Annotated in this window: 8 protein-coding genes; 2 read left to right on the plus strand and 6 right to left on the minus strand. The window is 74.9% G+C overall.

Annotated features, from left to right (window positions below; genetic code table 11):
• Nucleotides 1-21: 21 nt before the first annotated feature.
• Nucleotides 22-600 carry an HD domain-containing protein gene (locus ET526_RS11485; protein WP_135467840.1) on the minus strand — a complete coding sequence of 193 codons (579 nt, stop codon included), beginning with the start codon at nt 598-600 and terminating at the stop codon, nt 22-24.
• A gap of 120 nt (nt 601-720) precedes the next feature.
• Here ET526_RS11485 and ET526_RS11490 point away from each other — a divergent pair, with 120 nt between their 5' ends.
• Together ET526_RS11490 and ET526_RS11495 are read left to right on the plus strand one after the other, a co-directional pair.
• The gene (locus ET526_RS11490; RefSeq protein ID WP_135467841.1) at nt 721-1,749 is read left to right on the plus strand and encodes a tripartite tricarboxylate transporter substrate binding protein; all 1,029 of its coding nucleotides are present in this window, start codon (nt 721-723) and stop codon (nt 1,747-1,749) included.
• A 64-nt stretch (nt 1,750-1,813) separates the two neighbouring features.
• Complete coding sequence (locus tag ET526_RS11495; protein WP_135467842.1) at nt 1,814-2,233, plus strand: DUF1489 family protein; 420 nt, start codon at nt 1,814-1,816, stop codon at nt 2,231-2,233.
• Nucleotides 2,234-2,405: 172 nt separating this feature from the next.
• On the opposite strand, the gene ET526_RS11500 is transcribed toward ET526_RS11495, so the two are convergent.
• The 5 genes from ET526_RS11500 to ET526_RS11520 all read right to left on the minus strand — a co-directional run.
• Complete coding sequence (locus ET526_RS11500) at nt 2,406-2,732, minus strand: AzlD domain-containing protein (protein WP_135467843.1); 327 nt, start codon at nt 2,730-2,732, stop codon at nt 2,406-2,408.
• On the minus strand, nt 2,719-3,432 hold the full coding sequence (locus tag ET526_RS11505; protein WP_135467844.1) for an AzlC family ABC transporter permease: 714 nt from the start codon (nt 3,430-3,432) through the stop codon (nt 2,719-2,721). The genes ET526_RS11500 and ET526_RS11505 overlap by 14 nt, the downstream gene beginning before the upstream one ends.
• A 245-nt stretch (nt 3,433-3,677) precedes the next feature.
• Nucleotides 3,678-4,211, minus strand: coding sequence for a DUF3576 domain-containing protein (locus ET526_RS11510; protein ID WP_408869763.1), 534 nt, complete (start codon nt 4,209-4,211; stop codon nt 3,678-3,680).
• Between the two features lie 120 nt (nt 4,212-4,331).
• On the minus strand, nt 4,332-5,684 hold the full coding sequence (locus ET526_RS11515; protein ID WP_135467845.1) for a porin: 1,353 nt from the start codon (nt 5,682-5,684) through the stop codon (nt 4,332-4,334).
• Between the two features lie 165 nt (nt 5,685-5,849).
• The coding region (locus ET526_RS11520; RefSeq protein ID WP_135467846.1) for a thiamine phosphate synthase at nt 5,850-6,377 on the minus strand (528 nt) is incomplete at its 5' end.

Below are 6,377 nucleotides of genomic sequence, written 5' to 3' on the forward strand. Positions count from 1 at the left end.
GGAAGCGGGGCGGACGCGCCTTCAGCCGCCGCGGCGCAGATAGAAGGGCGTCCGGCCCATGCGGCGCAGCGCGTGGTCGGCGGCGAACAGGTCGGCGTAGTGCAGCACATGCGCCTCCGGCGTCCGGCCGTGGAAGGGCGCGTTGCCGGCATGGGTGGCGACGGTGCTGACGACGAGGTGCGGGAAGCCGAGATCCTTGAGCAGCATCGCCCCCACCACCCCGTGCGGCAGCTCGTGGTAGAGCGCGGTGTGGCCGTCCCGCAGGTAGAGCAGCGGCTTGTCCACGTCGTGCAGGATCAGGATCGGGAGCAGGAGGTCGCGGTCGAAGGCGGCGCCCCAATCCGCCTCGGCCCGCCGCGCCAGGTCGAGCCCCGCCCGCGTCACCTCGTTGACATGCGCCATGAGGGGGTAGGAAGGGGTGCCGGGCGTGAACACCATGTCCTCCAGCGCCTCGTGCGGCGAGGAGACCCAGGCGCTGACCCAGGCGGTGACGATCCGCTCCCGCACCCCGGGCGAGACCAGGTCGAGGCCCCAGAGCCAGTCCTCCACCGCCCTGCGGCGCCAATTGCTGCCGTGGTCGATGCTGTAGGGGCTGCCCATCCCTCCTCCTCCCCATGGCGGCGCGGCAGCCTGCGGCGCCGTCACGGCGCTGGCAAGCGCGGCGGTGCGGGCGGAAGGGAGGCGGTGTAGGCTCCCGCCGCTGCGGGAGGAGGACGGGCGATGCGCGAGGGAGGCGGGGCGCGGGCGGCGGTGGGGCGCCGGCGGGCGCTGGCGGCGGGGCTGGCCGGCCTGCTGGCAGCGGGCGCGGCGCGGGCGCAGCCGGCCTGGCCAGGCCGGCCGGTGCGGGTGATCGTGCCCTGGCCGCCGGGCGGCGGCGCGGACACGGTGGGGCGCATCCTCTTTGCCCGCCTCTCCGAGGCGCTCGGGCAGCAATTCGTCATCGAGAACCGCCCCGGCGCCTCGGGCACCATCGGCGCGGCGGCGGCGGCGCGGGCCGAGCCCGATGGCCACACCGTGCTCTACGACGCCACGGCGCAGTCGGTGAACCCCTTCCTGATGCCGGCCATGCCCTTCGACGTGCGGCGGGACTTCGAGACGGTGTTCCTCGCCGCCGTGGTGCCGAACCTGCTGGTGGTCACCCCCTCGGTGCCGGTGCGGACGGTGGGGGAGGTGATCGAGCTGGCGAAGCGCACCCCCGGCGGGCTGAGCTGGGCCTCCTCCGGCAACGGCTCGGTGCAGCACATGGCGCTCGAGCTGTTCCGGCAGATGAGCGGCGCGCCGCTGGTCCACGTGCCCTATCGCGGCGGCGGGCCGGCGCTGAACGACGTGATCGGCGGGCAGATCAACTTCTACTTCAGCAACGCCAGCGCCTCGACGCCGCATGTCGCATCCGGCGCGGTACGCGCCATCGCGCATACCGGCGCCGGGCGGCTCGACACCATGCCGGACCTGCCCGCGGTGGCGGAGACGCTGCCGGGCTTCGAGGCCTATGAGNCGGAGACGCTGCCGGGCTTCGAGGCCTATGAGTGGAACGGCGTCTTCGTGCCCGCGCGCACGCCACGGGAAATCGTGCGGCGGCTGAACGCGGCGCTGAACGAGGCGATCGCCCACCCGCCGGTGGCGGAGCGGCTGCGCGCGCTCAACGTTGGCACGCGGCCCAACGCGCCCGAGGAGTTCCGCGCCTTCCTGGAGGCCGAGATGGCGCGGTGGGAGCGGGTGATCCGCGAGGGCAACATCCGCATCGAATAGGCCCGGCCGGAACGCCGGCGCAACCTCGCTTGCCCGGCCGGCCGCGGCGGGGCAAGCGGGCGGGGTGCTCCACCTCATCAAGCTCTCGGTCGGCCCGAAGGACGTGGCCGAGCTTCGCGTCATCCAGGCGGGGCGGGCGCGCTCCGACCCGCCGCTGCGCCACCGCACGCGCATGATGCCGCGGCGCGCCGCGGAGATCACCGCCGGCGGCTCGATCTACTGGGTGGTCGCGGGCTTCGTGCAGGTGCGCCAGCGGGTGATCGAGATCCGCGAGGAGGCTTGGGAGGACGGCTCCCCCTGCGCCGCGCTGGTGCTCGACCCGGCGCTGGTGCCGGTGGCGGCGCGGCCGGTGAAGCCCTTCCAGGGCTGGCGCTACCTGGCGCCCGAGGCGGCGCCGCCGGATGCCGTGGAGACGGCGGCGCGCGGCGCGGAGGCGCTGCCGGAGGCGATGCGGCGGGAGCTGCGCGCGCTCGGGCTGCTCTGACGGCGGCCTGCACGCGGATCGCTTCAGGCGCATCATGGGGCGCCCAAACGCTTTGGGGGGCCACGCATCCCGTGGCCGCCCGGACCAGTTCTCGCGGGTCGCGCTTGCTCGATCCGGTATCAGCCCCGCGCGCCGGTCTTGCGAAGGCGCCGGGGCGGGGCGGCGTCCCGCCTCATCCGCCGAGCGCCAGCCGCACCGCCACCAGCGCGCCGAGGCCGAGGCCGAGCGCGGGCAGGAGCCGACCGCGCAGCAGGGCGAAGCCGAGCAGCCCGGCGGCGAGCCCCGCCAGACGTGCCGGCAGCGGCACCGTCGCCAGGATGCCCACGGGCGCGAGCACCGCCAGCGCCACGAAGGCCGCCAGCGTCGCCTGGGAGACGGCGGTGGCCCAGGCGATGAAGGGGTGCTCCGGCCGCAGCGCGCCCGCCACCAGCAGCCCCGCGCCGCGCAGCGCCAGCATCGCCAGGGCGGCGAGCAGCAGGGCGAGGTCAGGCGCCGCCACGGCGCCGCCCGATCAGGAAGGCCGCGGTGCCGCCCAGCAGACCGGCGCCCAGCAGGCTCCAGGCGGCGGGCAGGACGAGCGCCGCCGGCGCCGCCAGCACCCCGGCCAGGATGGCCCGCCGCGCCGGGGGGAGGCGCAGGTCGCCCGCCATCAGCAGCGCGAAGTAGAGCGGGTTGGCGAAGAGCAGGGCCGCCCGCGCCGCCGGGTCGAGGTGCGGGGCGAGAAGGTGGCCCGCCGCCGTCGCCGCCCCCGCGATCAGCCAGGAGGCGAGGGCAAAGCCGAGGAACCAGGGCAGGCGCTCCGCCGCCGGCAGGAATGGCAGGCGGCGCATCGCCGCGGCCCAGGGGGTGATGGCGATGAAGGGCAGCGCCAGCCAGCGCCGCCAGCCGGCGCCGCCGAGCCAGGGCGCCAGCGCCACCGCCATCGGCAGGAAGCGGGCATTGGCCGCGGTGGCGCCGAGCACCGCCGGCACCACCCCGCCATGGGCGGCGCCGGGGGCGGCGAATTGCAGCAGCACGAGCTGGCCGGCCATGCCATAGACCAGGAGCGAGGCGCCGAGCGCCCAGGGCAGCGCCAGCCCCGCCTCCCGCACCGCCGCCCCGAAGGCGAGGAAGGTGACGCCCATGGCGATGGCCGGGGCGCCGAGCGCCTCGGCGACGCCGCGGCGATGGCTGCGAGAGGGAGGCGGAAGGCGGGACATGCGGCCCCGCCATCCTGGCACGGGGCGGGCGCCGCGTCAGGCCGCCACGCCCGGCACCGGCGAGGCCCGGGGGACGGATCGCCCGGGGCGTGATCCCCGGATCACGCCCCCTCGTTGCGTGGCGGATTCGCCGCCTGGCCCGTCGGCGCGGATCGGGCGCCAGGGCCGCCGCCCTGGCGGCGCCTGATTGCCATTCGCGGAGCGGGCTTCCGGCCAGCGCGCGTCCCGCCCCGGCCGAGCCGCGCTCAGCGCGAGGCGGACTGGCTGCGCAGCTCCCGCGCCCGGGCGAGGACCTTGTCCTCGAGCTCGGAGTTGGTGGCCGCGGCCACCGGCGCATCCACCCACTGGGTGCCGTTCTGCACCTGGCGGAACACCTGCACCCGCACCCCGTCGGAGCGGAGCTGGCGGCCCATCACATAGGCCTGGGCACGGAAGCGCTCCCCCGGCGCGCTGGGCGGCGCGTACCAGTCGGTGATGATGGTGCCACCGAAGGGGTCGGCGGAGGCGAGGGGCATGAAGGAGAGGGTGTCGAGGGTGGCGCGCCAGAGATAGGCGTTCACCCCGAGCCCGGTGCCGCCCATGGCGGCCGCCTCGCGGGCCTGCCGCTCGCGGTCTATGCCGAAGACGACGATGCCGGAGGAGGCGCCCTGGGGCCGGCTGCGCACCATGCTGCCCTGCCAGTCCCCGTATTCGTCGCTGCCGACCATGCGGGTGTTGTTGCCGGAACAGGCGGCGACCAGCGGCAGGGCGAGGCAGAGAGGAAGCAGTGCGCGCATCATGGGTGGGTTCGTCTCATCGGCCCGATGGGGGCGGATTAAGCCCGTTTTCCGGCCGCCCGCAAGCGGCAAGGGGGCGGCGGGTCCGCCCCGCCGCCCCCCGTTGCGCACCGGCCGCCGTCCTCAGAAGGCGAGGCGGACGCCGGTGAGGAAGACACTGCCCTTCACCCGGTCGGTGCCGAGATAGTTGAGCGTGCCGACCAGGTTGGCGTTGCCCGGCTGCTTGACCTCGTGGCGGGCGAACTCGGCCACGAAGTCGAGCCCGGGAGCGAAGCGGTAGTTGCCGCCGATGGAGTAGCCGTAGCGGCGGTGCGCGCCGGCGGCCACCCGGTTGTAGCTGCCCCAGAAGGCGTTGGCGCCGATGGTGAACGGCCCGAAGGTGTAGGAGCCGCCGACGTCGAACTGCTCCATGTTGCGGTCGCCGCGCACCGTCGGGATGTAGAAGAAGGTGGTGTTGCCCCAGGTGTAGGCACCGCCGACCGTGAAGCCCATCCAGGTCGCCTGCGCACCGGCCTGATAGACCTGCGGGCTGCGCAGGTTCTTGGTGATGTCGCCGGTGATCGGGTTGGCGCTGCGGATCACGCCCGACTGCATGGTGCCGATCGAGGCGGCGAGGCCGACGCCGGCGATGTTGCCGCGCCAGCGGCCCATGGCCTGGAACTCGTTGACGCGGCCGGGCAGGGCATGGGAGCGGGCGAAGGTCTGGTTGCCGGTGACGGCATAGACGCGGTCGCAGTTGATGCTGGCGAAGGAGTTGAGGCAGCCGACGCCGGAGCCCTCGCCCTCGTTGAAGGCGTAGGACAGACCGAAGTCGAAGCCGAAGAACTGCGGCGAGAGGTAGATAATCTTGGTGTTGTCGCCGAGACCGCCCGGGGAGGTGGTGGTGCGGTTCGGGCGCACCATGAACTCCTGCCAGGCGCCATAGACGCCGCCGGTGCCGAAGTTGGTGATGAAGCCGCTGTTCAGCAGGCCGCCCATCGGGCCGTCCTCGTCGCCGAAGCGGATCTGGCCGAGCCGCGGGGAGGCGATGAAGCCATAGGCCTCGTCGATGCTGGCGGTGGTGTTGGCCATGATGGCGCGGCGGGCAACGCGCGCGGAGCCCTCGGCCTGGTTGAACTGGAGCTGCACCACGGCGCCGTAGGTCACGCCGTTCGCCGCCTTGCCGTTGACGAAGACGTTGATGCCGGTGGTGACGGAGAAGTCGTTGTGGCCGAGGCGCGCCGACTGCCGCTGCAGCTCGTTGCCGTTGGAGACGGTGTTGGCCAGGCCCTGGTTCTGCGCCAGGCTCGGGTCGCTCGCGCCGATGGTGTTCTGCAGCGTGCCGATGGACAGGTTGTTGTTCTGCTGCGTGTAGCCGTACAGGAACCGGAAGAAGCCGCCGATCCGGACGGTCGGCGCCTGCTGCGCCTCAGCCACCGACGGGGCGAACACCGCGGCGCCGAGCACCGCCGTGCTGGCCAGCAGTATCTTACGCATCCTCAATCCTCCTCAACCGCCGGTCGTCCCGGCTCTTCCCCTCGACCCGCCTGCCTCCCTGCAGGGAAACCGCCCCCGGGATGGCAGGGCCATCGCCCCGGAGAGATCCGGGCCCGCCCGGACTATGGGGCCGCGCAATGAAGTCGGGCAACGGGGCTCGGGCGCTTACCGCGACATCCCTGAAACACTGTGGCGCCCCCGCCACAGCGGCGTGAGGGCCGTGATGGCGGCAAGGCCCGCGGCGTGGCGCGGCAGCCGCAGGGCGTTGCCGGGGCCGATGCCGCCCAGCGCCACCACCGGCCGCCCGGCCCGCCGCGCCAGCGCCGCCCAGCGCCAGGGGCCGAGCGCCGGCGCGCCCGGATGGCTGGCGGTGGGAAAGACCGGGGAGAGGATGACGGCATCGGCGGCCAGCCGCCGTCCCCGCGCCAAGCCGGCCCGCCCGTGCGCGGCGGCGCTCAGCGGCAGGCCGCGCCGCCGCGCCAGCAGGAAGGGCAGCAGGCCGGGCACGCCAGGGCGGTCCGGCAGGTGCAGCCCGGCGCCGTGGCGCAGCGCCAGCCGGCCATCGCCGGCCACCAGCAGGCGCAGGCGCCGCCGCCGCGCCAGCGCCGCCAGCCCCGCCAGCACGCCGGGCGCGAGCCCCCGCGCCACCACCGCCGCGCCCGGCGGCAGGCGGGCGGCGGCGGCGCGGGGATC

Origin of the sequence: Crenalkalicoccus roseus, from assembly GCF_004761865.1 — a bacterium.
GTDB classification, from domain to species: Bacteria; Pseudomonadota; Alphaproteobacteria; order Acetobacterales; family Acetobacteraceae; genus Crenalkalicoccus; species Crenalkalicoccus roseus.